Here is a 26,236-nt window from a genome sequence, read left to right on the forward strand (position 1 = left end):
ATAAAAGTCGTTATTAGTATTATTATAAATAACAGTATTATATAAAAGAAACGCTCAGATTTGCTCTTTTGATATACTTTATCTGTACAATAATTTATAGTATTTATAAATATAATACATTGTAAAAGTGTGTTAATTATATCTAGCATATATTTGGTCACATTAATTATCTATTTTTCTTTAATGATTCAGGCATGTCTTCTAATCCAACTGTAGCAAAAGAAGTAGTTCCTGCATTGATTAATAATACTGATAATACTGATAAAATTGAAAATATTTTTCCTTTCATAAAAAAAATCCCCTTTTCATAATTATATTTTTTTATATTTATTAAATAGAAGCATAGCTTGTACTAGCAGTGTCCAGGCTATTGCTTGTGAGATCCAAGTAACTCTAAAAAATACTATAGATATTATTGATAGAATTATTGAATTACAAATCCCAATACGTCTGTTTTTCTTTATCAAACTCTCTTTTGTTAATGGAAATCTTTCATCTATTACAGGTGCTTTGTTATATATACTAAAGATACTAAATAGATTTAAAATAATACAGCTTAATAGACTAAGATTACTACTTAGAGAAAGTATTAATATACTTGATACTATAATTGAAGTTGCAATAAAGCACTTAATTTGGGTATCCTCATGATATCCACCAATAAAAGGTTTTAGTAGAGTCATAGTAATGACAATAACTAAGGCTTCTTTAAAGTAGCCCAATACCCCTAAGATTGATAGCACTAAGAATATTTTTATTGCTTCATATGTTAATACTCTCAAGATGAATTCTATTTCTACAAGCTTTTCTTTATCTACATTACTATCCATAGATATATAGTTAATAAATTTGCTTATCAAGTTCTTTACCATATTTTTCACTCATCTTTTTAATTAAATTTCTTGTATGTATACATTATAACTGGAAATTCCAAGGAAATAATAAAATACTATTTAACTTATGGTTAAATATGTATTAACAAAAGGTATTTAAACACAAAATTTTACTATAAAAGAGTATTTTTTATGTGTTTATACAATTTTAGATATAATATAACCAATAAAAATTACGAGAATAATGAGGAAAAAACTTATTTTATATGAAAATATAGAGAAAGTATTGTTACTATAATTGGATTTGCTTTGACTTATGTATGTTATAATTATATAAATTTATTGTTGAGTTGCTTAATAGGGGGGAATGAGTAATATCATGAGTAATAATATTTTTATTGTTGAAGATGATTTTAAGATAAGAGAGGAGCTTTCTAAATTTTTAGAACGTTATGGTTATATAGTTGATTCTACAGATGATTTTGAGAATGTAGTAGATAAAATTTTAAAAAGTGAAGCAAATATAGTTCTACTAGATATTAACTTACCATATTATGATGGATACTATATTTGTAGAGAAGTAAGAAAGAAAAGTAATATACCTATAATTGTTGTCACAAGTAGACAAAGTGATATGGATGAGCTTATGAGTATGAATTTAGGAGCTGATGATTTCATAACTAAACCATATAATACACAAATACTTTTAGCTAGGATTGGAGCTATACTTAAGAGAAGTTATTCAAATATAGAAAATGAATTTATTGAATATAGAGGGTTAAAGTACAGTATTTCTACTAGTGAAGTTGAATTTGGGTGTGAAAAGAAAGAGCTTACTAAGAATGAAAGTAAGATTCTTCAGGTGTTACTTAAGAATAAAGGAAAGATTGTTTCAAGAGATGATATTATAAAATCTTTATGGCAAACTAATGAATTTATTGATGATAATACACTAACTGTTAATGTAAATAGACTAAGAAGAAAGCTTGAAGGCATAGGAGCTGATGGGTATTTACAGACTAAAAGAGGGCAAGGGTATATATTAATATGATTTTAAAAGAGTTTATTAAAGAAAGGATTGTATTCATAGCTATAAACTTGCTTATATTAGTTTTTTCTGCTACTTTATTATACTCTTTAGATGTTGATAGTTTTGCTATAGTATTTATTATTTTAATAAATTTAATTGGAATTTTAGCTTTTCATATTTGGGATTATTTACGCAAGAAAGAATATTATAAAGAATTGAATGAGAATTTAGATGCTCTTGATAAGAAGTTTTTGATTTCTGAAGTTATTAGTGAAGGTAAATTTTTAGAGAGTAAGCTAGTATATGATGTTATTTCAAAGAGTAATAAGTCTATGAATGACGAGATTAGTGATTTAAGAAGAAGTAATAGTGAATATAAAGACTATATAGAGCTTTGGGTTCATGAAGTTAAAACACCTATTGCGGTGTGTAAGCTTCTAATAGAGAACAATGAATCACCTTTGACTAAGAGTATGGAAGAGGAAGTAAATAAGATTGATAATTATATAGAACAAGCTTTATTTTATGCAAGAAGTAATACCTTGGAAAAGGATTATATAATAAAAGAGATGGATTTAAGAGAGTGCATAGGAAAGTGCTTAAATTCATATGCAGATATTTTGATAAATAATAAAGTTAAAATTAATATTTATGATATAGATAAAACTGTTTATTCAGATAGTAAATGGATTAAGTTTATACTTGGACAGATAATTTCAAACTCAATTAAATATATGAATAAGAGTAATAGTGAACTAAAAATATATTGTGAAGAAGAAGATAAGTATATTATTTTAAATATAGAAGACAATGGAATCGGAATAGATGAAAAAGATATATTAAAGGTTTTTGATAAGGGATTTACTGGTGAGAATGGACGTAAGTTTGGTAAATCAACAGGTATAGGGTTGTATCTTTGCAAAAAACTATGCAATAAGCTTGGACTTGATATAGGGTTGACTTCAAAAATAGGGGAAGGTACTAAGGTTTCAATAGTATTTCCTATAAATAAAATGATGATATTTGAGTAGGTTAGTAATAACCTACTCTTTTAATTTTGCCTAGGTTTTAAAAGTATTGATTTCTAGATATATCTTCAGACTTAACTTAATTTCGCAAAGAGTTTCTCTTAAAAACAGTACCTAAATATAAAATAAGTTTTTATGTGACAACTTTGTTAGTTTGGTGTTATATAGTTCTATGGATTGAATTGGTAATATGAAATAGAATTTAAGTATAGAGAAAATAAAGTTTAAAGTCTTGTATTAAAGAAGATTAATCTTTGGCTAGGAATAAGTTACATAAATTAAAGTGAGGAGAGAAAAAGTATGGGTAAAGAAGTTTTGAAGGTTCAAAATATAGAGAAGTATTATGGTAAAAAGGGCAATATTACAAAGGCTATTAATGATATTAGCTTTAATGTTTCAGAAGGTGAGTTTGTTGGAATAATGGGAGCCTCAGGAAGTGGTAAGACAACACTTTTAAATTGTATATCTACTATAGATAAGGTTACAAGTGGACATATTTACTTGGACGGAGAAGATGTTACTACGCTTGGAGATAAGAAAATATCTAAGTTAAGAAGAGAAAGAATTGGATTTATATTTCAAGATTTTAATCTTTTAGATACACTAACAGCTTATGAGAATATAGCATTGGCACTTACAATACAAAGAGTTAATAACAAGGAAATTGATAAGAGAGTAAGAGAGATGGCAAAAGCTTTGAATATTACAGAAGTTCTTAATAAGTATCCTTATGAAATGTCTGGTGGACAAAAACAAAGGGTAGCTTCAGCTAGAGCTATAGTTACTAATCCATCATTAATACTTGCAGATGAACCAACAGGAGCATTAGATTCAAAGGCTGCTACAATGCTTTTAGAAAGCTTAGAAGAGTTGAATAATAAACTTAATGCAACAATAATGATGGTAACTCATGATGCTTTTACAGCAAGTTATGCAAATAGAATCTTATTTATAAAAGACGGTAAAATCTTTAATGAGATAATTAAAGGAACTGATTCAAGGAAAGAGTTTTTCAATAGAATAATTGAGGTTATAACTCTTCTTGGAGGTGAAAGTAATAATGTACTTTAAACTCATAGGAAAAAATATAAAGAAAAGTTATAAAGACTATGTTATTTATTTCTTAACACTAATCTTTGGGGTATGTGTATTCTATACATTTAATTCAATAGAATCTCAAGGTATTATGATGAATTTAAGTGAAACAAAAAGGTCGGCTTTTGAAGCAGCTGAAACTTTAATGGGGTATTTTTCAGTATTCATAGCCTTTGTATTGGGTTTCTTAATTATTTATGCAAATAATTATTTGATAAAGAGAAGAAAGAAGGAGTTTGGTGTTTACATAACTCTTGGAATGGAAAAGGGAACTTTATCAAGAATGGTATTTTTAGAAACTCTGATTATAGGGGTTATATCTTTAGGCGTTGGAATAGTTTTAGGTGTTATCTTATCCCAAGGACTTTCTGTTTTAACTGCCTATATGTTTCAAGTTGACTTAACTAAGTTTACCTTTGTATTTTCAAAGAATGGATTTATAAAAACTGTTCTATGTTTTTCTTTAATATATTTAGTTGTTTTAGTTTTTAATTTCTTAAGCATAAGAAAGATTAAATTAATAGATCTGTTAACAGCTTCAAAGAAAAATGAAAAGCCAACAATTAAGAACTTATGGGTTTCAGCAATATTATTTTTAGTTAGTATCGGAATGATAGGAACTGCTTATTATAAAGTTCTTCATGATGGAATTGCTGTAGTTTCTGCAGTAGGTTTACCAATACTACTAGGTTCAGTTGGTACATTTATATTCTTCTATTCATTAACAGGTTTCTTTTTAAAAGTTATACAAAGCAATAAAAGAATTTATTTTAGAGATTTGAATATGTTTGTTATGAAGCAAATAAGCAGTAAGATTAACACAGCATTTATATCACTTTCATTTATATGCTTGATGCTATTTTTAGCCATTTGTACATTTTCAGGTGGCTTAGGAATAAACAGAGCTTTAAATGCAGATTTAAATAATCTAAGTCATTTTGATGTTAGTTTTTGGAGTAATGCGGGAGAAAACATAGAAGAGGCATTCAAGAATCATGGAATTGATATAAGCTCAATAGCTAAAGAAGATTCAAATATGATTTTATATAATAGTGGAGTGAAGTATAGTGAATTTCTTTCAAAGGATGCTATGGAAGAGGGAAAGAGTCTTTATCCAGTAGCAAATGATAAGGATATATTGGTTATGGGTGAAAGTGGCTATAATGATACTTTAAAAATGCTTGGAGAAAAAACAGTTGATTTAAAGGATAATCAATATATAGCAGTTGGAAATGTAAGTGACCTTATAAAAGATGTTAATAAGGAATTGAAAGATAATAAAGAAATTACTATATCAGGTAAGAGACTAGAGCCTGCAAGTAAGGAATATAAAAATGTAAATTTAAATAATTTCACAATGAAAGGTGATATTTTAATATTTGTAGTAAATGATTCTTTAACTGAAGGGTTAAAACCAAACATGAGCAAATTTAATATTATGTTTAAGGATGGGGTCAATCAGAAGGAAGAAATAGAAAAGATTAGAAAAGCTACAGAGGAGGTTTATATATGGGGAATGTCAAGGGAAGAGGTATATGATAATGCAGCTGGAACGGGAGCTATGATGGCTTATTTAGGAATATATCTTGGCTTAATCTTCATAATGACAGCAGCAGTAGTCTTAGCAATTCAACAGCTTACAGAAGCTTCAGAAAATGTAGAAAGATATAAACTTTTAAGGGAGCTTGGAGTAGATGATAGCATGATAAATAAAGCGTTATTTACTCAAATAGGAATTTACTTTATGCTGCCACTTTCATTAGCCATAGTTCATTCAATTGTTGGTTTAAAAGTTTCATCAACTATTGTTAGATTGTTTGGTGATAGCAGTATAGTGACAAATGTTATACTTACAGCTGTAATATTAGTTGTTATTTATGGTGGATATTTCTTAGCAACATATTTAAGTGCAAAGAAAAATATAAGCGAGAAATATTAATATATGGTGATATAAAAAGTTAGTAGAGCAGTAAATAGACTATATGAGTTTATTTACTGCTCTTTTTATTTTTTTATAATTCTAGACAAGTTAGGTTGTTTATTGGTTTTAAATAGTTTTAATCATCTTAAAACACCAAATAAAACAGATAGATAAGAATTAATTATTCTACCAATTAGAAAAGTTATAATAACTAAATACTTATCTAATATATAAAAAATAAGTATTTTTACTTATATAATAAAGACTATATAATAACAATAACAAGAGAAAGTAATAACGAATGATAAAGTTTTACTTACTTTAGGGATAGAGCAAGTAAATGAGGTGAATTAATGCAATTTAAAAATACATATAGCATAAAAAATAAAGCGAAGAAGATAATACCAGGTCTTATAATTTGTTTAATTATAGGAATGATTTCTGAAGCTTTAGGTAAAAAGTTTCCAACTATAGGGGCTGCTACATTTGCTATATTCATAGGTATTTTTGCAGGAAATACTTTTTTTAAGAGTGGTAAATACGATGAGGGAACAAAGTTCTCAGAAAAGGACTTATTAAACTATTCAATAGTATTAATGGGAGCTTCTCTAAACATTATGGATATAATGAATTTAGGGATTCAAGGAGTTCTGTACATAGCTATATTAATGGCTTTAACAATAACAACAACTTACTTTTTAGGTAGAAGGCTTGGCTTTAATCAGAAGTATTCTTTATTAATGTCAGCAGGTAATGCTGTATGTGGATCTTCTGCTATTGGGTCAGTTGCCCCAGTTGTAAAGGCGAAGGATTCAGATAAGGTTATAGCAATCACAATAGTAAATGTAACAGGAACAATATTAATGATTCTTTTACCTGTTATAACAGCTATATTTTATAATAATGACGTGCTTCAATCTTCTGCTTTAATGGGAGGAATTCTTCAATCTGTTGGACAAGTTATAGGATCAGCAAAGTTTATTGGAGATCCAGTAGTTGAAATGGCTACAGTATTTAAAATAATAAGAATAATTTTCTTAGTTGTAGTTGTTTTAATATTTGCAAAGATAGAGGTAGATGAAGAAAACAAAGAGGAAATAAAACATCATCATAAACCAACTCATAAAGTACATATACCATGGTTTATAACAGGTTTCTTTATAGTTTGTATTTTAAATACTTTAGGAGCTGTACCAGGAAATGTTGGACATGCTTTTAAATGGGTAAGTTCAAACTTTGAGATTATAGCTTTAGCCGGTATAGGTATGAGAGTTAAAATTGGTGACTTAGTTAAAGAAGGACCTAAAGCAATGCTTTATGGTGGAATCGTTGGAATATGCCAAATAATTTTTGCTATATCATTGATTAGCATGTTTATAAAATAAAAATCATCCTTTAAAGGAAGTGTATTGAATTTACTTTTATTAGTAATTTGATATGCTTCTTTTTAGTTTATATGGAATTCTTGATATAATGAATTTTATTTTTTAAAGATTCATATCTTAGAAGTAAGCTTTTAAATTAGGAGAAGAAGTGAATGGATAATTTTTTAAGATTTGGATTTGAGCAGTGTGCTAGACTTGGCTATATGATTGGATTTGGAGCTAGAGAAGGATTACTTATTTATATTGCTGCTTTAGGGGGGGTGGCCATATCTGTATCAAATATCTTTAATAAAAAGTGTGATAAGAAATAAAAATAACAGAACTAAAACTTCATTTTTGCAAAGTTATATAACCATGTGAGTTTTATTAAATGAATTCTAATTTATACAGTTTGATACAGTATAACTTTTTAATAACATTATTTCAAAAAAACTAATATTGATTTTTGTTGAATAAAAATTTATAATTAATTGATTTCATTAGCAAACAATAATTTTATATTTCGACAAACCAAAAAAGCCGTGAATTTTTCACGGCTTTTAACTTTAGTCTATGTTTTAATTGGGTGTATCAAAACTTAATAATAAAACTTACAAACATATTCCGAGACTTACTAGATTTCGCTAAGAATTTATAGTTATTGTTCCAAAAATATTACTAAAGCTTCGAAACTTGCTTTGCTTCGAACAGTCTCAGCTTTTTAACGTAATATTTTCTCCACAATAACTTAAATTCTAAAGCTCATCTAGATATTCTCTTCATACTGTTTGTAAGTTTTATTAAAAAGTTATTTTAGTACAGACCAGTTTAAAAAATATCTTTAGTTTCAATTTAGCAGCTAAGAGAATCTTTAGTAGCTTTCTTACCACCAAGTATATTTAAAATTGATGCTCCAATTATTATTACATATCCTAAGAATGATAGGAAATCTGGTATTTCTCTGAAGAATGCAAATCCGTACATAGCAGCTATTATTAATCCTATGTAATCATACATTGAGATTTCTGAAGCAGGAGCATTTTTATAAGCGATAGTTAGAGCTACTTGTCCTAGAGTAAATGCTATACCTGCACCAATTAATAACATTACATTTAATAAAGTTAAGTTTTCTGTATTCATAAACATTGAAGGGAACATAACTATTGTTGCTATTCCTGTGAATGAAAGTATAATTGTCCAGAAATCTTCCTTGTTTCCTAATACTCTGATCATTGTGTAAGCAAATCCAGCGAATCCAGCTGAGGCAACTCCTATAAGAGCAGGAATAACAGCTGTACTAAATTGAGGTTTTATTACAAATAAACTTCCTCCAAAGGCTACGAATAAAAGCGTAGCTTGTTTCTTTGTAATTTTTTCGCTTATTAATAAGTATGAAAAAATTATCGTAAAGAATGGAGCTAGCTTTGTAAGTATTGTTGCATCTGATAAAAACATTTTATCCAATGCATAGTAGTTAGTAAGTATTGCTAAGGTTCCAGCAACACCTCTTGCAAATAAATATTTTCTACTTTCTTTTTTACCAAAGAAAGAGCCTTTTTTATACCCAATAATAAAACAAACGATAACGGTTGCCACAACATTTGTTAAGAATGTCTTTTGATATGAATTAACTCCTTCAGCTAGCTTGCTAAGTAAGTTCATAGTAGCAAAGGCTGCTGAAGAAAGTATCATAAATATAATTCCTCTAGTTTTTGAATTCATTTCTTTCTCCTTAATATAAATATTTACTCTGAGTGGGACAAATATGTTCCCTATAATGTGATCGAGTTTAATAATTAGGTTTCGTTTTAAGTGGGCGTTGATTTCTAGCTATATCTTAAGACGGAACTTAATTTCACAAATAGTTTCTATTATCTATAAATCAACATTAGTTTAAAACAGATCCAAGAATTATAACTCTTGGCAATAGAATACAGAATAAAAATTTTCTTATTCTATAAATTAAAATACATTAGCATAAATACACAAACATAACCTATTATATGATTAAGAGTTTTATAGGTCAAACCTCAAAATAAGGGGAATAAAGGAATTTGAAGCAATGTAAAAGTGAAAAAAATTATAATATTTAGTATAATAAGGTCTATCTAAAAATAATCAAAAAAGATAAAGAAGGAGAGAGAATGGTGAAGAAAATAATAAAGAATAATTTTATTAAACTATTTCTAGGAGTGTTCTTAATTGCTGGAATACTTACAGGTTGTAGTGCTAATAATGTTAGTACGCCAAGTAATGATAATAAAAGTACAGAACAACAGACTATAAATTCTATATCAGACTTAAAGCATGTTGAGAACTTTCAAAATGGTGCTTTAGAGCATATTTTAGAAGGGGAGATAAATAGTAGAGGAAAAGCTGTAGGATTCCACTACGAAGATTTTCCAGGTGGAAAAGGTAAGGTTATAGAAGGAACGAAATCTAAGCCAAATAAAGAAGGGGTTTATACAGCTAAGGTAGAAGTTGATGGAGTTAAGAAAACTTCTAACAATGGTAAATCAAGCTTTTTCCCAGATGATTGGACACCTCAACAAGTTGTAGATGCTATCAATGAAGCTTATAAAGATAAAGAATTCGTAAAAGGTAGTAAGAATACTTATGTTGGAGAAACTAAAGATGGTATGGAAATAAGCATGTACATAAATGATAAGACAGGAAAGATTATTTCAGCTTTCCCAGTTTATTAGGAGGTATTTTATGAAGTATCATTATGAATTTGATGAAATAACTTTTAAAAGTGGAAGAAAGAAAAAAATAATTATTGTAGATCCTGAAATAAGATTAGTTGCAGAATTTTTAATGTCAGATATACAAGGGTCAGATCCAACTTATGTTTATGATGCTATAGACAATGTTCTAAGTGGAAAAAGTGACTATGAAGAAATAGATGGTAATGTTTGTGGAGTTGAGATAAGAAAAGATTTCACAACTATTTATGATAATATTTCTGATGATGGAGATAAATGCATAATAGAAACAAGAGAGCTTAGAGAATTTGTAGACCTTTGGGTTGAAAATAGAAATTAAATAATGGTATTAAACCTCAGTAAGTACAATATATTTCGTGCTGAACTGAGGTTTGTTTTTTTATAATAGATTTATTGATAACTAAAAGAAGTATGGTTATTTAAGAGTTACAGGAATAAACATTGATATAAAAGTGGCATATTATTTTAATAGGGAACACTTTTAAATTTTAGAATTTAGGATTATATTGGAATAGAACAAATAATAAAAGTAAAAATAGTAAAACAAAATGGAATGGAATTTGATATTTGAAAAAGATTAGTATTTAGAAGAAGGTGATTTTTTGAAAGCTGAAATAATGGCAATAGGAACTGAGATACTTTTAGGAGATATAGTTAATTCAAATGCTCAGTTTTTATCGAAGGAATTAGCTAATTTAGGAATTGGAGTGTATCATCAATCAGTAGTTGGAGATAATCAAGATAGGATTCTAGAAGCCTTTGATAGAGCTTTTGAAGAGTGTGATGTAATATTAACTACAGGTGGTTTAGGGCCAACTAAGGATGATTTAAGCAAGGAATTGGCAGCAAAATATTTTGGAATGGAAATGTGCTTAAGAGATGAATTGTTGTGTGATTTAGAAGATTATTTTAAGAAAAATAACTTAGAAATGACAGAAAACAATAAAAAGCAATGCTATTTCCCTAAGGAAGCAATAATACTTCCAAATCCTAATGGAACAGCTCCAGGAGCTATTTTAGAAGGACCAAATAATAAGAAAATAATACTTATGCCAGGGCCTCCAAGGGAGATGGAGCCTATGTTTACAAACCATGTTGTTCCTTATTTAAGTAAGTTTACTGATGGGATATTAGTTTCAAAAATTATAAGAGTTTTTGGAATTGGAGAAAGTAAGATGGAAGATTTAGTTTCAGATCTTCTAGATAACGAAAATCCTACAGTTGCCCCTTATGCAAAAAATGTTGATGTTATTTTAAGGGTTACAGCTAAGGGAATAGATGAGGAAGAAGCTAAGAAACTTATTGAGCCAATGGAAGCTGAAATAAGAAAGAGACTTGGAGATAATATATATGGTGAAGGAGAAATTCCTCTAGAAGAAGTTGTAGGAAAGTTATTAGTAGATAAGAAAATGACTATTTCAACAGCGGAGTCTTGTACAGGGGGAATGGTGGCAAGTGCTTTAATAAACTATCCAGGAATATCTGAGGTGTTTATGGAGGGGGCAGTTACTTATTCTAATGATGCTAAAATGAGAAGACTTGGAGTTAAAAAAGAAACTTTAGACAAGTTTGGAGCGGTAAGCGAAGAGTGTGCTAGAGAGATGGCTGAAGGAATAGCTAAAAATGTAGGTACAAGAATAGGGGTATCAACTACAGGAATAGCTGGGCCAGGCGGTGGAACAGAGGAAAAACCAGTAGGATTAGTATATGTAGGACTATCAATAGATGGAAACACTAAAGTTAAGAAATTTAACTTTAAGGCGGAAAGACAAAGAGTTAGAACTAGAACAATGATGAATGTCTTAGACTGGATAAGAAGAGAAGTAGAAAAGATTTAATAATTTGGATATCAATAAGTAAAAAAGGTGGATTCATGTGAATCCACCTTCTCTATATGTGCTTAGATTAGTTGAATAATTTATCTAAAGATATTTTATGTCTAACATTAAACATGTAATAATTTTAATTTGTCTTAAAAAGTAAGAGAGTATTCTCATACTCTCTACTAGAAAAACATGAAGAAAATTTATTACATTATAAGGGTTTTAAGGGGGAGACAGTTTCGTTATTCCGTACTTTAACGAAACTGTCAGTATAAATAAAATGGGGGAGAGGCTATTATAAGATTGAAGCTTATTGCCTCAGTAAATAGTATTAACAGTATTATTTTTTTTATACAATTTATATAAAAATATTTTGATTTTTTTAGGGATAGATATTTGGAGAAAGTTTTATCAATAAGATACATGTCATACATAAATAGAGTATGATTTTTGAAAAGATTAGTTACTATAAATTTTTATGATTTCATAATGGATTTCAAAGTGAACTACATAATATGCTTAAGAAGGTAATAATATTGTTATATGAGATTAAATCAAAAATTAATTAATTAGTAATATAAGATAAGTTATAATGTGGTATATTTTATAATGAAGAAATATGTTTTTACATATTAAATTTGGAATTATAATAAGATTTTAATTTATGTTTATGAAGGGAGAGTAGGTATGAAACCTATATTTAGAGTAAGCTTATACTTTTTAGTCGTATTAGTTGTATCGATATTAGGACAGGGATATTTGGCAAGAGGACTTTCTAGTCTAGGAATAATTCCGCCAATTACTTTAATGATAGTACATGGAGTATTTTTCATAATACCAGCAATTATATATATAATGGTTACAAAAAGTAATTATAAAAAAGTACTTAGTTTTAAGAAACCAAAAGGAAAAGATGTATTTTTTGCATTATTAATAGCAGCACTATCACAACCTGTTATGGCATTTTTCTCATATTTATCAAGTTTATTTTATACTAATGATGTTGCAATAATGTTAGAACAGATGAATTCATATCCACTTTGGTTAATGATTTTAGTTATAGGGGTTACTCCTGCTATAACTGAAGAAATAACAATAAGAGGAATTGTATTATCAGGATATGAGTTTAAAAGTAAACATATAGCTGCTATAATGACAGGGCTTATGTTTGGAATACTACATTTAAATGCCCATCAATTTTTATATGCTACTGTTATGGGGATGATTTTAGCTTATGTTGTAAGAGCTACAGGAAGTATATTCTTATCAATGTTAATACATTTTTCAATTAACACATGGAATTTAGTAGTACAGAGAATAACTAGCCAGGGTGTGCCAATGGAAGATCTTCTTCATCAGATGGATCTTATACAAACTATGCCTATAGAAGTAAAAATACAGTTTTTCTTCTATTATTTATTTGTAGCTATTATTTGTGGATTCCTAATAAGTTATTTAATAAGAAAAATGGAGAAGAGAAACTTAAATATAACTTTAGATGAGTTAGATGTGGCAACAAGAGTTTCATATAAAGAAGAGAAAGTAATAAATATACCATTTGTACTAAGTGTTTTAGTATTTATAGTGTATACATTCTTCTTTGCGATTTAAGAATAAAATAGCTTAAAAATATAAAAAAGAGCTGTCTTGGGAATGACAGCTCTTTTTCTATTTAGTTGTGTGGTTAACTTAAGAGTGTATTAAGCTATTTATAGTATTAACCAAAAAATATAATATTATTCATATTAATACACTTTAAATTTACGTCCTAAAATTGTGTTTTTATATTCTAGTGTTGCATCAGTAAAGAAGTGAGATATCTTCTTATCTGCAACAATTTTTATTCCATTATCTATTACAACATCATCATTATCTTTTTGTTCATCCAGAACAACTTCAATATTTAAACCTGCTCAGCCAGCAGAACATGCTTGTATTCTTACGGCATCTTTATCACTTTTTGAAAGCATATCTTTAATTAAGTCTATAGTATTTTCATGTATTTTTACTTTCATTTTATAATCTCCTTTCAGATATGTAGTTTTATATTAAATATCTTAGTTTTATTATACCCTAATAAGATTATTGAATTATTTATTAGGAATATATTTTTAAAGAAAATATTAATTTTAGTTTACAAAATGTTTAAAAAAGCCTTGAACTTTTATGAGAAAGTGATACAATAATAGTTGTAAGAAATAACTATTATTATTTAATAAGGATTGGAAATCATTTATTTGTTTAAATAGTTTATCTCATGTTTAGGTAAATAAGTGATTTGTAGGAGGGTTTATTATGAAAAGTTTAAAAGGAACTAAAACTGCAGAAAACTTAATGAAATCATTCGCTGGAGAATGTCAAGCAAGAACAAGATATACTTATTTCTCAAGTACAGCTAGAAAAGAAGGATATGTTCAAATATCAAACATATTTATGGAAACAGCTGAAAATGAAAAAGAACATGCTAAAAGATTCTATAAATTTTTAAAAGATGATTTACAAGGTGAAATGGTAGAAATTAATGCTGCTTATCCAGTAGAATTACCTACAGATACTTTAACTAACTTAAAATTCGCTGCTGAAGGTGAACATGATGAATTAAGTAATCTTTATCCATCATTTGCAGATGTAGCTGATGAAGAAGGATTCCCAGAAGTAGCTGGTGCTTTCAGAATGATAGCTAAAGCTGAAACAGCTCATTTTAATAGATTTACTAAATTAGCTAAAAACATAGAAGAAGGAAAAGTATTCAAAAAAGATGAAGTAACTTTATGGAAATGTGGAAACTGTGGATTCATATGGGAAGGTGCTGAAGCTCCAATCAAATGTCCAGCTTGTTTACATCCACAAGCTTACTTCGAAGTTTTCCATGAAAACTACTAAGATTAAGAATTTAAAATATTACTCTAGCCATTTTTATGGATTAAGTTAATAAATATTTATATAACCCTAGTAGGTGTAAGTTTACTCTACAAAGCTAGTAGCCTTGTAAGATAAGCTTACACCTTTTCGTTTTACTTATTAAAAAAAGGGATTATATCAAGTTATGACATAATCCCTTTGATTTATAAGATTTAATTCATTTATATGTTTTATTTTAATGGATAATCAAAGACTACCATTTTACTTTCATCATTAATTGGTCTCCAAAATTGAATGTCATCTATTAGAAGCTCTTTATTGAAACCATCTTTATCTAGTTTAGTGCAAGCAGATTCAAACTCATCCTCTCCCCATATTCTTTGGGCAAAGTAAGGATTGGCTATTGAAACATGAAGTTGCCATGTATCAGGACAAGATGTCAGTTTGAAGCCTTCTCTTGTTAAATTATCATAAAGAGTTCTAGATAAATTTTTTATTATGCCACTTTCCTCATCAACCTTAAGGTTTACTGACTTATATGGATCACCAAAGCAGATAACTCCATTTAAATGTACATCAAATTTTTTATATGATTTTAAAGTGTTTTTAACAATCTCATTTAATTTATCCATATCAGGATCTTCAATTACAGCTAGGGTAATATGAAGCATCGGGAGATGGTCATATAGCTTATATTCATCAGATAGAGATTCTTGTAATGGCTTTATTAAAGCATAGGAATCTTTATCAAATAATGCAACTAAATAATATAGCATAAATAACCCCTTTCTTCTAAATGTACAAATTTATACCAAGTTTATAATTTATTATATCATAGATATAAAGTTGAGGTGAAAACCTGCTATTTATTTAATTTGTGTAATGTATGATTTAAAAGTATATAAGAGATATATCAGAATCCAAAATAGTGTATTATGCTTATAAAACCTAAGAAAGGTAAAAAGGATAAGCCGGTTGTTATTAAAAAAATCTTAGATGTTTTAATTGAAATTGAAATCTTGTTTGATTCTTTTAAATATAAATATGATAGAAAATTTAATAGGTTTAAAAGTGTTAAAACTGGAGCAAATAAAAAGCTGAATCCGTTAGTGTAAGTATATATTGATTCTGGAATTAAATTGAAAGATGACATTGCTGTGCTTGTAATAATAAATATACTCAAACAAGCAAAAATAATAGAAAATAGAAAATTGAATTTAAATAAAGTTTTCATGTAAAAACCTCCTAATTTATATTAAGTAGTAGTATACATGCTGTCTTATTAATATTATAACATTAGTGGAGAAAAAAGAGGAACGTTATAAATAGGGTAAGTATATATTAGTTTATTGAGGACAGAAATGAAATAGAATTTTTTGTGAGTAAATTAAGAGTAAATAAGGAATGAATTTTGTTTGGTGGAAAGAAAAATATATTTGAAAAAGTAATCTGAGATAATATACTATATATAATGTGCATATTTAAATTTGAAATAATTTTTTATATAAAAATTTTTAAAAAGGTGGAATAGGGAAATGGTAGAAAGTAGAGTAAGTAGATTAAACAAGAAAAAATCAAAAAAATCATCAGTATTATATAACATAGTTGGAATTTGTGTTTTAGCCCTAATTATATTTGTTGGTGGTCAATTATTCTTTTAATTAGTTTGTCTATATAGTTGGATTTCTAAAGGTGCAAACTTTTGAGAGGCTTGAGTAGAAGAATTCCAGCTTGTATTAGGAGATTTACATAATGATTTTTAAGTTAGATTATGTTTAAAATAAGAGTTAACTCTTAAGTAGAGCAGTAGAAAAATAGAGGGTTTAACAGTTAATAAAAATATAATTTAAGTTAGTATAGAGAAATTAAATTTCTAGCATTAGGCTAGTTAATAGTTTTTAGTATAAATTTATATTGATAATAAGGAGAGATTTAAGTTACATGAGTGTTTTAATAGTAAAAAATATTAATCATGGCTTTGGAGATAGAGCTATATTTGAAGATGTTTCTTTCAGACTTTTAAAGGGGGAGCACGTTGGTCTTATTGGAGCTAATGGAGAAGGTAAGTCAACTTTCATGAATATAATAACAGGTAAACTTATGCCAGACGAAGGAAATATTCAATGGAGCAATAAGGTTAGAGTTGGTTACATGGATCAGCATGCTGAACTTGAAAAGGGAAAAAGCATAAGAGATGTTTTAAGAGGAGCATTCCAATATCTATTTGATATGGAGATAGAGATGAATGGTCTTTATGAGAGAATGGGTGAGATGTCTGAAGATGAGATGACTAAGGCATTAGAGAGAACTGCTACTATTCAAGATATGTTAGATCATAATGGATTTTATATGATAGATGCTAAGGTTGAAGAGGTTGCTGCAGGTCTTGGACTTAGAGATGTAGGATTAGATAAAGATGTTACTGATTTAAGTGGTGGACAAAGAACTAAGGTTTTATTAGCTAAACTTTTATTAGAAACACCAGACATATTACTTTTAGACGAGCCTACAAACTATCTTGATGAGGAGCATATAGCTTGGCTTAAGAACTACTTAATAGGATATGAGAATGCATTTATATTAATATCACATGATATTCCATTCTTAAATAGCGTAGTAAATGTAATCTACCATGTTGAAAATAGAGCATTAACTAGATACACAGGAGATTATGATAATTTCAGAAGAGTATATGAAGCAAATAAGAAGCAATTAGAGGCTGCTTATGAAAGACAACAAGCTGAGATTGCTAAACTAGAAGACTTCGTTGCTAGAAATAAGGCTAGAGTTGCTACAACAGGTATGGCAAGAGCTAGACAAAAGAAATTAGATAAAATTGATAGAATAGAACTTGCAGGAGAAAAACCAAAACCAGAGTTCAACTTTAAGCAAGGAAGAACTTCAGGAAAGTTAATATTTGAAGCAAGAGATTTAGTAATAGGATATGATGAGCCGCTATGTAAGCCTCTAAACCTAAGAATGGAAAGAGGACAGAAGATAGCTTTAGTTGGAGCTAACGGACTTGGAAAATCAACACTTCTAAAAAGCTTAATGGGATTAATTAAACCAATAAGTGGAGAGGTTGAAACAGGAGATTACCAAAGCATAGGATACTTCGAGCAAGAGATAAAAGAAGCAAACTATAACTCATGTATAGAAGAAGTATGGCAAGAGTTCCCTGGATACACTCAATATGAGGTAAGAAGCGCACTAGCTAAATGTGGATTAACAACTAAGCACATAGAAAGCTCAGTAGCCGTATTAAGTGGGGGAGAACAAGCTAAGGTAAGACTTTGTAAACTAATAAACAAAGAAACAAACATACTTATCCTAGACGAGCCTACAAACCACTTAGACGTTGAAGCTAAGGATGAATTAAAGAGAGCAATAAAAGAATATAAAGGAAGCATACTTTTAGTTTGCCATGAACCTGAATTCTATAGAGATGTAGTAACAGATGTATGGAATTGTGAAGAGTGGACAACTAAGATTGTGTAAAAACATGGTAAAAGAGTTGGCGTAAAAGCTAACTCTTTTTTATGTACTAGGAAATTTTTAAGAAGTGCCTTAACTAAATGTGGATTAACAAACTTTGGTTATTTGATAATCTAAGACTTATGTATATTTATTTCCGGTCAATTGATTATCCTTTGGGTTTTGCTAAAAAAGTAGCAGAGGTTTTAATGGAGTTAATAAGATAAAATATAATTAAAATGGTTATTAAATTTATTAATTGTGACGGACTTTTATGTTTTGGTGACGGAGTTGTGACGGACTTAAAACCGGAGTTTTTCTAGTGATATCAATGCTTGTGACGGAGTTGACGGACTTTTCCTATTGAGACAGTATACAGAAAAAAATAATATTATTATATATAAACAGAAAATATATTATATGTATATATATAGAAATAGAAAAAGTCCGTCATTTTAGGCAAAGTCCGTCATAATTAAGGTATATCAAGGGTTTGAGGGGTGCTGTTTTTTTGAAAAGTCCGTCACAGGTCCGTCAAAGTCCGTCACAAGACTCTTGAAAATGAGATTTAGAGATGAATTTTACATAGTTTAAGCAATTTAAGAGAGCTATTTATGATAGAATTCTATTATGAAAAAGCAATGATATGAAGAAGTTAAAACCTATTTTTGAAGATAATTTAATAAGTATTTTATTAGTTTAAGTTAAAGGCTCTGTCTTAGACCAGTGTTGATTTCTAAATATAAATTAAGTTAGGTCTGAAGATATAGCTAGAAAGCAACACTCACTTAAAACAGAGCCTAAGTTAAAAATATCATATAAAATAAGGGGCAATTGAGTATGAAAAATAGTGATACAAAGATAAGTAAATATATAAGTTTAATATTAAGACATAAACCAGAAGAAATCGGATTAAAGTTAGATGAGTATGGGTATTTAAATGTTTCAGATTTGATAAATGGGTTAAATAAATCTTATGAAGGCTTTAATATGGACGACTTAGAAAGAATAGTTATGGAAGACTCAAAACAAAGGTATTCTTTTAATGAAGAGAAAAGCAAGATAAGAGCCAATCAAGGTCATTCAATTCCTGTAAATCTAGAATTACAAGCTATTAAGCCACCTAATAAATTATATCATGGTACAGGAAGAAAATTTTTAGATTCTATTTTAAAAAATGGACTTATAAAAAAGGAAAGACAATATGTTCATTTATCAAGGGATTTAGAAACAGCAAGTATTGTAGGTAAAAGACATGGAGATTTAGTTGTTTTAGAAATAGATGCAGAAAGTATGTTTAATAAAGGGATTAAGTTTTATTTATCTAATAATAATGTATGGCTTTGTGATTATGTACCGGTAGAATATGTAAAAGAATTAAGAGTGGATTAACAACGAATTATATAGAAAGCTCAGTAGCCGTATTAAGTGGGGGATTATATAAGTTATATAAAGAATAGAGCGTTAAACATGAGCCAAAAATATGTATAGATTGTAAAAGTGCTAATGAATAAAAAAATAAAGATAATTATGAAAATAGTAAATATATGAATGCAAGTAAATTATATTATCTAATTTACTTGCATTTATTTTATGTACAAATAATTAAATAGATTTAAAGGTGATTGAAATCAAAATACTAATATGCTAGTATACTAGTTGAGGGGTGGATTTTATTATTAAAATCAAACTACTAAATAAAATATAATGTTCAAGTAAAAGTATTAATACTAACTACAAAGAAGTCTTAAAATAACTAATAGTAGGTGGAATAAATGAGTAATATTTTAAGTGAATTTAATAAGCAAAAAGACTTTTTAATTTGTATAGATTCTGATGGATGTGCAATAGATACTATGGATATAAAGCATATAAAGTGCTTTGGACCATGTATGATAAGAGAATGGAATCTTGAAGAGTGGAAAGAAACTATATTAGTGAGATGGAATGAAGTTAATCTTTATACATTAACTAGAGGAATAAATAGATTTAAAGGGTTAGCAGTAGCACTTATAGAAATTAATGAAAAACACACAACAATAGAAGGATTGGATGAATTTATAAGATGGGTTGAAGAAACTAAGGAGCTTTCAAATGAATCCTTAGAAACTGAAATAGAAAAAACAAATAATATTTGTGCAAAAAAGGCTTTAGAATGGTCTAAGTCAGTAAATAAATCAATTGATTTATTAAGTGATGATGAAAAGCGCCCATTTGAAGGGGTAGAAGAAGCCATTATATCGGCTAAAAAAGTTGCAGATATAGCAATAGTTTCATCTGCCAATGAAAAGGCAGTTTTAGATGAGTGGAATAAACATGGTCTTTTAGAAAATGTTGATATAGTTTTAACTCAAAATATTGGATCAAAAGCTTATTGTATAAACAAACTTATTGAAAAAGGATACAGTAGAAATAATGTATTAATGGTTGGAGATGCTTTAGGAGATCTTAAAGCGGCTGAAGAAAATGAAGCTTTATATTATCCAATAATGGTTAGAAAAGAAAAAGAATCATGGAGCAGATTTACTACGGATGTTTTAGAAAGATTTACTAGCAATTTATATTATGGTGAATACCAAGAGAAAGTTATAGATGAATTTAAGACAAATTTATCTAAATAAAGCTATTTAACAAGGGGATAGAATAAGGATGAGGGAGTTAGGATTTAGAAGTAAAAAGGTTTTGGGATTTGGGGAGATAATGTTAAGGCTTACTCCTCCTAATAACCAAAAAATAATACAAGCAAATTCCTTTGAAGCTGTATATTCCGGGGGAGAAGCAAATGTAATAGCAAGTCTTGCTATATTAGGACATGATACTAAATTTGTAACTAAACTTCCTGATAATTATCTAGGAAAGAAGGTTATTAGCAAGTTTAGAGGCTATAATGTTGATGTAAACTATGTTGTAGTAGGGGAAGGTAGATTAGGAGTATACTATTCTGAAATTGGACATGGTCTTAGAAGTACTGAAGTTATATATGATAGAAAATATTCTGCAATAGCTATGGCATCAAAAGATGAATTTAACGTAGAGAATATGTTAAAAGGTGTTGGAATTGTTCATCTATCAGGAATAACTCCAGCTTTAAGTAGTGATTTAAAGAAACTTATAATAGAGATTTCAAAGGAATGCAAAAAACAAGGAATTTTAGTTTCTTATGATTCAAATTATAGATCAAAATTATGGTCTATAGATGAAGCTAAAGAAGTATTAGAAGAAATATTACCGTATATAGATTTTGCTTTTTTAGGATATCTAGATATGGTTAATATATTAAAATTTGAGGATAACAACTTGGATTTCGAGGAAAAGTTACAATATCACTATGAAATACTATTTAAAAAATATCCAAACTTAAGATATGCGGCGTGTACTCGAAGAAATGTAAATTCAATTAATAATAATACCTTAAAAGGATACCTATTTAATGGAAAGGAATTATTAAAATCAAACTCATATACTTTTGATATATTAGATAGAGTTGGTGGCGGAGATGCATTTACAGCAGGAGTATTACATGGAATTTTAAATGAGATGCCAAAGGAAAGAATTATAGAATTTGGGACATGTGCTAGTTCATTAAAGCATTCAATAATAGGTGATATAAATATAATTGATGAAGATACTATTAATTCAGTTATAGATAATGGATTATGTAATGTAAAAAGATAATAAATTTATATATTTTTATAATTTATAATAAATAAAAAGGGTTGAAAATTTATATTTTAGGAGGAATTAATATGTTATATCCAATAATGACAGAATCAAGACAATTAATAGACTTAAATGGAATCTGGAAATTTAAATTAAATGAGGGAAATAGTTTAACAGAAGAGTTAAGTAAAACACCATTAAAAGATACTATAGAGATGGCTGTACCATCATCATATAATGATTTAGTAGAAAGTCAAGAGGTTAGAGATCATGTTGGATGGGTATGGTATGAAAGAAATTTTACTATTCCTAAAACATTACTTAATGAAAGAATAGTATTAAGATTTGGATCAGCAACACATGAAGCAAAGGTGTATTTAAATGGACAATTATTAGTTGAACATAAGGGTGGATTTACTCCTTTTGAGGCTGAGATAAATAATTTATTGGTAACAGGTGAAAATAGATTAACTGTAGCAGTAAATAATATAATTGATGAAACTACTTTACCAGTAGGGTTAGTAAAAGAAGTAGAAGTAAATGGGAAAAAAACTATAAAAAATTCAGTTAACTTTGATTTCTTTAACTATGCAGGTATACACAGACCAGTTAAAATATATACGACACCAAAGAATTATATAGAAGATATAACTATTGTTACAGATTTTGAAGAAAACAATGGATATGTTAACTATGAAGTAAAAACTGTGGGTGAAGGTAATGTTAAAGTAACTATAATTGATGAAGAAAATAATATAATTGCAGAAGATGTAGGAGAGACAGGAAAGCTTACTATAAATAATGTTCATTTATGGGAGCCTATGAATGCATATCTTTATAAGTTAAAAGTAGATTTGGTAAATTGTGAAGAAATTGTTGATACTTATTCTGAGGAATTTGGAGTAAGAACTGTTGAAGTAAAAGACGGAAAATTCTTAATCAATAATAAACCTTTTTATTTTAAGGGTTTTGGTAAACATGAAGATTCTTATGTTAATGGAAGAGGAATAAATGAAGCTGTAAATATAAAAGACTTTAACTTAATGAAATGGATTGGAGCAAATTCTTTCAGAACAGCTCATTATCCATATTCTGAAGAAATAATGAGACTTGCAGATAGAGAGGGAATAGTTGTAATTGATGAGACACCAGCTGTTGGGTTACATCTGAATTTTATGGCAACACTTCTTAATGGCGATAGTATTAAGAGAGATACATGGCAAGAAATTGGAACTAAAGAAGCTCATGAAAGAATTTTAAGAGAGCTAGTTGCAAGAGATAAGAATCATCCATGTGTTGTAATGTGGTCTGTAGCAAATGAGCCAGATTCAGATTCAGAAGGAGCAAAAGAATATTTTGAACCGTTAATAAAATTAACAAAAGAATTAGATCCACAAAAGAGACCTGTTACTGTAGTTACTTATTTAATGTCTACACCAGATAAGTGCAAGGTTGGAGACATAGTAGATGTATTATGTTTAAATAGATACTATGGATGGTATGTAGCTGGAGGAGATTTAGAGGAAGCTAAGAGAATGTTAGATGATGAATTAAAAGGATGGGAAGAGAGATGTCCTAATACTCCTATAATGTTTACTGAATATGGAGCAGATACTGTTGCAGGGCTTCATGACACAGTTCCAGTTATGTTTACTGAAGAATACCAAGTAGAATATTATAAAGCAAACCATGAGGTTATAGATAAATGCAAAAACTTTGTTGGGGAGCAAGTGTGGAATTTTGCTGATTTTGCTACAAGTCAGGGCATTATAAGAGTTCAAGGAAATAAAAAGGGTATATTTACTAGAGAAAGAAAGCCTAAAATGATAGCACATTCTTTACGTGAAAGATGGAGAAATATACCGGAATTTGGATATAAAAAATAAAATTTTATTAAATTTTATTTTTTAAATTAGGTATATAATGTATACCTAATTTTTTTTATGTTATAATGTGATATACTAGCGCACTAGACTGGAGAGTTTGAAATTAATTTTTATATAAATTAATAGGAGGAATTTTAAGATGATTCTTTATGAAAAATTGGATAAGGAAACTGGTAAGGATTATGTTTATAGAGTATTAAAAGATAATATTATGTGCTTAGAGCTAAAGCCTGGTGAGTTATTAAGTGAATCTGATTTATCAAAAAAATTAAATGTATCGAGAACACCTATAAGAGAAGTATTAATAAAGCTTAAGGCTGAAAAATTAATAGAGGTTAAGCCACAAGCAGGTACCTATGTTTCTCCAATAGATTGGAATTTAATAGAAGAAGCTGTTTTTATTAGATATAATTTAGAAAAAGAAGCACTAAGAGAAGCATGCGAAAATTTCTCAGAAGATATATTGATGGAAATGGAAAAATGTTTATTTGCTCAAAAGTTAGTTGCACAAAAGGGCAATAATTTATTAGAGTTTCATAATTTAGATAAAGAATTTCATAAGTTATTATTTGTTGGCATAAATAAATCTAATGTATGGGAATCTATTTGTAATATAAGCACTCATTACAATAGGATGAGATTATTAGCAGAAATGAAATTAAATAAAGAGTTTTTAGTAGATCAACATATAACATATTTAGATATTATAAAAAATAAAGATATTGATATTATTGATGAAGTTGTATCACAGCATATAAAAGCACCAGTTGAACAGTGGAAGAGACTAATAAAAGAAGAGCCTGAAATATCTAAATATATGTTACAGTAAAAAAATATTATGAAATAATAAGTTTATAAATAAAATACACAGTATAGTTAAAGGTCATATAATATTAAATTAATATTATATGACTTTTTTATTAAAGAAAAAATTTAAATGTTTTCAAAAAATCCATTGTAGTACATATATTAATATGCTAGTATACAAGTATAGTAGTTGCAAGGAGGAATGGAAAGTGAAATTACCGTTTAATATTGATTTAAAAGATAAGGTTTGTGTTGTGACAGGTGGAACAGGAATTCTATGTGGAGCAATGGTAGACGCACTTGCAGAATGTGGAGCAAAAGTTGCGGTTTTAGCATTAGGACAAGAAGAATGTGACAATAAAGCTAAAGAGATAAATGAAAAGGGCGGTATAGCAATAGGAATTGAAACTAATGTTTTAGATAAAGAAAGTTTAAAAAAGGCCCATGAAATAATTCTTGAAAAATTTGGAACAGTTGATATATTAGTAAATGGTGCTGGAGGAAATCATCCAAAAGGAACTACAACTAAGGAATACTTAGAAGTTGAGGATTTAGAAAATGAAGAGTTAACAACATTTTTTGATTTAGATTCAAAGGGTGTGGAATTTGTATTTAACTTAAATTTCTTAGGAACTTTACTTCCATCACAAGAGTTTAGTAAAGATATGATTAATAAAAAAGGTGCAACAATCATTAATATTTCATCAATGAATGCATTTACACCACTTACTAAAATACCTGCATATTCAGGGGCAAAGGCTGCAGTAAGTAACTTTACTCAGTGGCTTGCAGTACATATGTCTAAAGTAGGAGTAAGAGTTAATGCTATAGCACCAGGATTCTTCGTAACAGCTCAAAATCAAAAGTTATTATTTAATGAAGATGGAACACCAACAGCAAGAACGGAAAAGATATTAAATAGTACACCTATGAGAAGATTTGGAGAAGCTAATGAACTAATAGGAACATTATTATACTTAGTATCAGAAGAAGCATCAGGATTTGTAAATGGAGTAGTTATTCCAGTTGATGGAGCATTTTCAGCTTATTCAGGAGTATAGGAGGAAAGGGAGCAATGATTTTAGAGAAATTAAAAGCAAATGGAATTGTAGCTGTAGTTAGAGGTAAAAGTCATGAAGAAGCTAGGGGATACATGGAAGCTTGTTTAAGAGGTGGAATTAAATCATTAGAACTTACTTATACAGTACCAAATGTATGTGAGCTTATAAAAGAATATAGCTCACATAAAGAAGCATTAATTGGAGTAGGAAGTGTTTTAAATGGTAAAATGGCTTCAGATGCCATTGAAGCAGGGGCAAAGTATGTTGTAAGTCCAGGATATAGTGAAGAAGTTAATAATGTGTGTAAGGAAATGAACGTTCTTTATTTACCAGGTTGTATGACCGTAAGTGAAATAATGAAAGCCATAGATGCTGGAAATAAAATGGTTAAATTATTCCCAGGAGATGCTTTTGGTGCAAAATATGTAAAAGCTATAAAGGCACCTATTCCAAATGTTGAAATAATGCCAACTGGTGGAGTTTCGGTAGATAATATTGAAGAGTGGTTTGAAAATGGAGTTGCTTGTGTTGGCGTTGGAAGTTCATTAATTAAAGGATCACTTGAGGATATAGAGAGTACAGCTAAAGCTTTTATGAAAAAGATTAAAAAAATTCAATGTTAAAAATTTTTTTAGGTGGACTGGTATACTAGTATTTCAGAGGTTC

The 26,236-nt window shown here is 28.5% G+C and carries 24 protein-coding genes; 20 read left to right on the forward strand and 4 right to left on the reverse strand.

Annotated features, from left to right (window positions below):
• Nucleotides 1-166: 166 nt before the first annotated feature.
• Both ACQZHJ_RS01040 and ACQZHJ_RS01045 read right to left on the reverse strand, forming a co-directional pair.
• Nucleotides 167-289 (reverse strand): hypothetical protein, encoded by a 123-nt coding sequence (locus ACQZHJ_RS01040; RefSeq protein WP_430483699.1) that lies wholly within the window; start codon nucleotides 287-289, stop codon nucleotides 167-169.
• 22 nt (nucleotides 290-311) lie between these two features.
• On the reverse strand, nucleotides 312-872 hold the full coding sequence (locus ACQZHJ_RS01045; protein WP_430483700.1) for an accessory gene regulator B family protein: 561 nt from the start codon (nucleotides 870-872) through the stop codon (nucleotides 312-314).
• 337 nt (nucleotides 873-1,209) lie between these two features.
• On the opposite strand from ACQZHJ_RS01045, the gene ACQZHJ_RS01050 reads away from it, so the two are divergent.
• From ACQZHJ_RS01050 to ACQZHJ_RS01075, 6 genes are all read left to right on the forward strand, one after another.
• Nucleotides 1,210-1,884, forward strand: a complete 675-nt coding sequence (locus tag ACQZHJ_RS01050) for a response regulator transcription factor (RefSeq protein ID WP_430486845.1) — start codon at nucleotides 1,210-1,212, stop codon at nucleotides 1,882-1,884.
• Nucleotides 1,881-2,894, forward strand: a complete 1,014-nt coding sequence (locus tag ACQZHJ_RS01055; protein WP_430483701.1) for a sensor histidine kinase — start codon at nucleotides 1,881-1,883, stop codon at nucleotides 2,892-2,894. Before ACQZHJ_RS01050 ends, ACQZHJ_RS01055 begins: the two co-directional genes overlap by 4 nt.
• 297 nt (nucleotides 2,895-3,191) lie before the next feature.
• Nucleotides 3,192-3,962 (forward strand): ABC transporter ATP-binding protein, encoded by a 771-nt coding sequence (locus ACQZHJ_RS01060; RefSeq protein WP_430483702.1) that lies wholly within the window; start codon nucleotides 3,192-3,194, stop codon nucleotides 3,960-3,962.
• Complete coding sequence (locus tag ACQZHJ_RS01065) at nucleotides 3,952-5,925, forward strand: FtsX-like permease family protein (protein ID WP_430483703.1); 1,974 nt, start codon at nucleotides 3,952-3,954, stop codon at nucleotides 5,923-5,925. The genes ACQZHJ_RS01060 and ACQZHJ_RS01065 overlap by 11 nt, the downstream gene beginning before the upstream one ends.
• A 335-nt stretch (nucleotides 5,926-6,260) precedes the next feature.
• Nucleotides 6,261-7,292 carry a YeiH family protein gene (locus ACQZHJ_RS01070; RefSeq protein ID WP_430483704.1) on the forward strand — a complete coding sequence of 344 codons (1,032 nt, stop codon included), beginning with the start codon at nucleotides 6,261-6,263 and terminating at the stop codon, nucleotides 7,290-7,292.
• Nucleotides 7,293-7,444: 152 nt separating this feature from the next.
• Nucleotides 7,445-7,603, forward strand: coding sequence for a hypothetical protein (locus ACQZHJ_RS01075; protein ID WP_430483705.1), 159 nt, complete (start codon nucleotides 7,445-7,447; stop codon nucleotides 7,601-7,603).
• A 520-nt stretch (nucleotides 7,604-8,123) separates the two neighbouring features.
• Here the strand turns inward: ACQZHJ_RS01075 and ACQZHJ_RS01080 are convergent.
• Complete coding sequence (locus ACQZHJ_RS01080) at nucleotides 8,124-8,993, reverse strand: DMT family transporter (protein ID WP_430483706.1); 870 nt, start codon at nucleotides 8,991-8,993, stop codon at nucleotides 8,124-8,126.
• A 425-nt stretch (nucleotides 8,994-9,418) separates the two neighbouring features.
• Here ACQZHJ_RS01080 and ACQZHJ_RS01085 point away from each other — a divergent pair, with 425 nt between their 5' ends.
• The 5 genes from ACQZHJ_RS01085 to rbr all read left to right on the forward strand — a co-directional run bounded on the left by ACQZHJ_RS01085 (nucleotide 9,419) and on the right by rbr (nucleotide 14,703).
• Nucleotides 9,419-9,976 (forward strand): EndoU domain-containing protein, encoded by a 558-nt coding sequence (locus ACQZHJ_RS01085; protein ID WP_430483707.1) that lies wholly within the window; start codon nucleotides 9,419-9,421, stop codon nucleotides 9,974-9,976.
• Between the two features lie 10 nt (nucleotides 9,977-9,986).
• Nucleotides 9,987-10,316, forward strand: coding sequence for a hypothetical protein (locus ACQZHJ_RS01090; protein ID WP_430483708.1), 330 nt, complete (start codon nucleotides 9,987-9,989; stop codon nucleotides 10,314-10,316).
• A 283-nt stretch (nucleotides 10,317-10,599) separates the two neighbouring features.
• Complete coding sequence (locus ACQZHJ_RS01095; protein ID WP_430483709.1) at nucleotides 10,600-11,835, forward strand: competence/damage-inducible protein A; 1,236 nt, start codon at nucleotides 10,600-10,602, stop codon at nucleotides 11,833-11,835.
• 672 nt (nucleotides 11,836-12,507) lie between these two features.
• Entirely contained in the window at nucleotides 12,508-13,431 is a 924-nt protein-coding gene (locus ACQZHJ_RS01100) for a CPBP family intramembrane glutamic endopeptidase (RefSeq protein WP_430483710.1), read from the forward strand.
• Between the two features lie 684 nt (nucleotides 13,432-14,115).
• Nucleotides 14,116-14,703 carry a rubrerythrin gene (gene rbr, locus ACQZHJ_RS01105; RefSeq protein WP_430483711.1) on the forward strand — a complete coding sequence of 196 codons (588 nt, stop codon included), beginning with the start codon at nucleotides 14,116-14,118 and terminating at the stop codon, nucleotides 14,701-14,703.
• 209 nt (nucleotides 14,704-14,912) lie between these two features.
• Here rbr and ACQZHJ_RS01110 read toward each other — a convergent pair whose 3' ends face one another.
• Nucleotides 14,913-15,458 carry a 2'-5' RNA ligase family protein gene (locus ACQZHJ_RS01110; protein ID WP_430483712.1) on the reverse strand — a complete coding sequence of 182 codons (546 nt, stop codon included), beginning with the start codon at nucleotides 15,456-15,458 and terminating at the stop codon, nucleotides 14,913-14,915.
• Between the two features lie 759 nt (nucleotides 15,459-16,217).
• On the opposite strand from ACQZHJ_RS01110, the gene ACQZHJ_RS01115 reads away from it, so the two are divergent.
• From ACQZHJ_RS01115 to ACQZHJ_RS01155, 9 genes are all read left to right on the forward strand, one after another.
• Complete coding sequence (locus tag ACQZHJ_RS01115) at nucleotides 16,218-16,343, forward strand: hypothetical protein (RefSeq protein ID WP_430483713.1); 126 nt, start codon at nucleotides 16,218-16,220, stop codon at nucleotides 16,341-16,343.
• Between the two features lie 280 nt (nucleotides 16,344-16,623).
• Entirely contained in the window at nucleotides 16,624-18,180 is a 1,557-nt protein-coding gene (locus ACQZHJ_RS01120; RefSeq protein ID WP_430483714.1) for an ABC-F family ATP-binding cassette domain-containing protein, read from the forward strand.
• 816 nt (nucleotides 18,181-18,996) lie between these two features.
• Nucleotides 18,997-19,548 (forward strand): RNA 2'-phosphotransferase, encoded by a 552-nt coding sequence (locus ACQZHJ_RS01125; RefSeq protein WP_430483715.1) that lies wholly within the window; start codon nucleotides 18,997-18,999, stop codon nucleotides 19,546-19,548.
• A 383-nt stretch (nucleotides 19,549-19,931) separates the two neighbouring features.
• A complete protein-coding gene (locus tag ACQZHJ_RS01130) occupies nucleotides 19,932-20,777 on the forward strand; it encodes an HAD family hydrolase (protein WP_430483716.1) in 846 nt (281 codons plus the stop codon).
• 28 nt (nucleotides 20,778-20,805) lie between these two features.
• Entirely contained in the window at nucleotides 20,806-21,831 is a 1,026-nt protein-coding gene (locus ACQZHJ_RS01135; RefSeq protein ID WP_430483717.1) for a PfkB family carbohydrate kinase, read from the forward strand.
• A 71-nt stretch (nucleotides 21,832-21,902) separates the two neighbouring features.
• Complete coding sequence (uidA, locus tag ACQZHJ_RS01140; protein WP_430483718.1) at nucleotides 21,903-23,702, forward strand: beta-glucuronidase; 1,800 nt, start codon at nucleotides 21,903-21,905, stop codon at nucleotides 23,700-23,702.
• A gap of 139 nt (nucleotides 23,703-23,841) precedes the next feature.
• Complete coding sequence (locus ACQZHJ_RS01145; protein ID WP_430483719.1) at nucleotides 23,842-24,531, forward strand: GntR family transcriptional regulator; 690 nt, start codon at nucleotides 23,842-23,844, stop codon at nucleotides 24,529-24,531.
• Between the two features lie 187 nt (nucleotides 24,532-24,718).
• Nucleotides 24,719-25,570, forward strand: a complete 852-nt coding sequence (locus tag ACQZHJ_RS01150; protein ID WP_430483720.1) for an SDR family oxidoreductase — start codon at nucleotides 24,719-24,721, stop codon at nucleotides 25,568-25,570.
• Nucleotides 25,571-25,584: 14 nt separating this feature from the next.
• On the forward strand, nucleotides 25,585-26,193 hold the full coding sequence (locus tag ACQZHJ_RS01155; protein WP_430483721.1) for a bifunctional 4-hydroxy-2-oxoglutarate aldolase/2-dehydro-3-deoxy-phosphogluconate aldolase: 609 nt from the start codon (nucleotides 25,585-25,587) through the stop codon (nucleotides 26,191-26,193).
• The last annotated feature ends 43 nt before the right edge of the window (nucleotides 26,194-26,236 follow it).

Origin of the sequence: Clostridium sp. B9, from assembly GCF_050509515.1 — a bacterium.
GTDB lineage: Bacteria > Bacillota > Clostridia > Clostridiales > Clostridiaceae > Sarcina.

What these genes read in the sequence shown, in the direction of transcription:
- ACQZHJ_RS01040 (WP_430483699.1), bottom strand. Translation starts at nt 289, where the DNA reads ATGAAAGGAAAAATATTTTCAATTTTATCAGTATTATCAGTATTATTA.
- ACQZHJ_RS01045 (WP_430483700.1), bottom strand. Translation starts at nt 872, where the DNA reads ATGGTAAAGAACTTGATAAGCAAATTTATTAACTATATATCTATGGAT.
- ACQZHJ_RS01055 (WP_430483701.1), top strand. Translation starts at nt 1,881, where the DNA reads ATGATTTTAAAAGAGTTTATTAAAGAAAGGATTGTATTCATAGCTATA.
- ACQZHJ_RS01060 (WP_430483702.1), top strand. Translation starts at nt 3,192, where the DNA reads ATGGGTAAAGAAGTTTTGAAGGTTCAAAATATAGAGAAGTATTATGGT.
- ACQZHJ_RS01065 (WP_430483703.1), top strand. Translation starts at nt 3,952, where the DNA reads ATGTACTTTAAACTCATAGGAAAAAATATAAAGAAAAGTTATAAAGAC.
- ACQZHJ_RS01070 (WP_430483704.1), top strand. Translation starts at nt 6,261, where the DNA reads ATGCAATTTAAAAATACATATAGCATAAAAAATAAAGCGAAGAAGATA.
- ACQZHJ_RS01075 (WP_430483705.1), top strand. Translation starts at nt 7,445, where the DNA reads ATGGATAATTTTTTAAGATTTGGATTTGAGCAGTGTGCTAGACTTGGC.
- ACQZHJ_RS01080 (WP_430483706.1), bottom strand. Translation starts at nt 8,993, where the DNA reads ATGAATTCAAAAACTAGAGGAATTATATTTATGATACTTTCTTCAGCA.
- ACQZHJ_RS01090 (WP_430483708.1), top strand. Translation starts at nt 9,987, where the DNA reads ATGAAGTATCATTATGAATTTGATGAAATAACTTTTAAAAGTGGAAGA.
- ACQZHJ_RS01100 (WP_430483710.1), top strand. Translation starts at nt 12,508, where the DNA reads ATGAAACCTATATTTAGAGTAAGCTTATACTTTTTAGTCGTATTAGTT.
- rbr (WP_430483711.1), top strand. Translation starts at nt 14,116, where the DNA reads ATGAAAAGTTTAAAAGGAACTAAAACTGCAGAAAACTTAATGAAATCA.
- ACQZHJ_RS01110 (WP_430483712.1), bottom strand. Translation starts at nt 15,458, where the DNA reads ATGCTATATTATTTAGTTGCATTATTTGATAAAGATTCCTATGCTTTA.
- ACQZHJ_RS01115 (WP_430483713.1), top strand. Translation starts at nt 16,218, where the DNA reads ATGGTAGAAAGTAGAGTAAGTAGATTAAACAAGAAAAAATCAAAAAAA.
- ACQZHJ_RS01120 (WP_430483714.1), top strand. Translation starts at nt 16,624, where the DNA reads ATGAGTGTTTTAATAGTAAAAAATATTAATCATGGCTTTGGAGATAGA.
- ACQZHJ_RS01125 (WP_430483715.1), top strand. Translation starts at nt 18,997, where the DNA reads ATGAAAAATAGTGATACAAAGATAAGTAAATATATAAGTTTAATATTA.
- ACQZHJ_RS01130 (WP_430483716.1), top strand. Translation starts at nt 19,932, where the DNA reads ATGAGTAATATTTTAAGTGAATTTAATAAGCAAAAAGACTTTTTAATT.
- ACQZHJ_RS01135 (WP_430483717.1), top strand. Translation starts at nt 20,806, where the DNA reads ATGAGGGAGTTAGGATTTAGAAGTAAAAAGGTTTTGGGATTTGGGGAG.
- uidA (WP_430483718.1), top strand. Translation starts at nt 21,903, where the DNA reads ATGTTATATCCAATAATGACAGAATCAAGACAATTAATAGACTTAAAT.
- ACQZHJ_RS01145 (WP_430483719.1), top strand. Translation starts at nt 23,842, where the DNA reads ATGATTCTTTATGAAAAATTGGATAAGGAAACTGGTAAGGATTATGTT.
- ACQZHJ_RS01155 (WP_430483721.1), top strand. Translation starts at nt 25,585, where the DNA reads ATGATTTTAGAGAAATTAAAAGCAAATGGAATTGTAGCTGTAGTTAGA.